This window comes from Staphylococcus sp. EG-SA-17, from assembly GCF_017151845.1.
GTDB lineage: Bacteria > Bacillota > Bacilli > Staphylococcales > Staphylococcaceae > Staphylococcus > Staphylococcus aureus.
On sequence record NZ_JACVZO010000067.1, the window covers coordinates 1 to 1,530 of the forward strand.

At 32.5% G+C, this 1,530-nt stretch carries 2 protein-coding genes; one reads left to right on the plus strand and one right to left on the minus strand.

The window, feature by feature from the left end:
* Positions 1-548 (minus strand): ATP-binding protein (locus tag IDG65_RS14055; RefSeq protein WP_241012756.1); only part of this gene is annotated, 548 nt, incomplete at its 3' end.
* A 205-nt stretch (positions 549-753) separates the two neighbouring features.
* Here IDG65_RS14055 and plsY point away from each other — a divergent pair.
* A complete protein-coding gene (gene plsY / locus IDG65_RS14060) occupies positions 754-1,362 on the plus strand; it encodes a glycerol-3-phosphate 1-O-acyltransferase PlsY (protein ID WP_000972775.1) in 609 nt (202 codons plus the stop codon).
* The last annotated feature ends 168 nt before the right edge of the window (positions 1,363-1,530 follow it).

The window sequence follows — 1,530 nt, forward strand, 5'->3', positions numbered from 1 at the left end:
AATGATGTAGATGCTTTAAAAATTGTGTCATCAGGTTTAAATGTTACTTTGGTACCTGTTTTCTTAGTTTTACCTTTTTTCACTAAACCAGAAGATGGCGAACCACCGTTTTTAAAACTTTGATGATATATATTACCATCTCGATGGATTTCAACTTCAAGCCATTCACTCAATGCATTTACAACTGAAGCACCAACACCGTGAAGACCACCTGAAGTTTTATAGCCGCCTTGTCCAAATTTACCTCCTGCATGTAAAACAGTAAAGATAACTTCGACTGTCGGTTTACCTGATTTATGTATACCTGTTGGCATACCACGTCCATTATCTTCTATAGAAATACTACCATCTTTATTAATTGTTACATCTATTTCGTTACCGTAACCATTCAATACTTCATCGACGGAGTTATCGACAATTTCATATACTAGATGATGTAATCCCCGTTTATCAGTTGATCCAATATACATACCAGGTCTTTTACGAACTGCTTCTAACCCCTCTAAAACCTGTATTGAATCATCTGAATAATTATTTTGTTTATTCATTGCCAATGATTTCGCCTCCTGCAAACGTACGTTCGTTTTTAAAACTATACAATAGTTATTCTTATATAAATCAGCGTAAAATGCAAGTATCAATTAACTTTCATAGCTTAATTCCATATATTAATCCCCGTTTTTAAAAATTTTAGCCGTAATTTAAACGAATATGATAAAATAGTCCTAAGATATTAAAGGATGTGTAATATTTATGATGATAATCGTCATGTTACTACTAAGTTATCTTATCGGCGCTTTCCCAAGTGGATTCGTAATTGGAAAATTATTTTTCAAAAAAGATATTAGACAATTTGGTAGTGGTAATACTGGCGCTACTAATAGCTTTAGAGTATTAGGTCGTCCTGCAGGATTCTTGGTAACATTTCTAGATATTTTCAAAGGGTTCATAACTGTTTTCTTCCCTTTATGGTTACCAGTTCACGCAGATGGCCCTATTAGTACTTTTTTTACAAATGGTTTAATTGTTGGCTTATGCGCTATACTTGGACATGTTTATCCTGTTTATTTAAAATTCCAAGGTGGCAAAGCTGTTGCAACTAGTGCAGGTGTCGTCTTGGGAGTCAATCCGATACTTTTACTAATACTTGCAATTATCTTCTTTGTTGTATTGAAGATTTTTAAATATGTTTCTTTAGCAAGTATCGTTGCAGCAATTTGCTGTGTGATTGGCTCGCTTATCATTCAAGACTATATTTTATTAGTCGTTAGTTTCTTAGTTTCAATCATATTGATAATTAGACATCGCTCTAATATCGCAAGGATTTTTAGAGGCGAAGAACCTAAAATAAAATGGATGTAACAATTTTTTGACATTAGTCCATCATTGCATATTTTTTTGCAGTTGATGGATTATTTTATTTTTGCAAAAACAATTTTTTTAACTTAAAATCCAACTATACTTAGTTTTTTACAAGAACATTTGAGACCGAGACATAAATCAATGTCATAGGCTCCACAATGTTATATT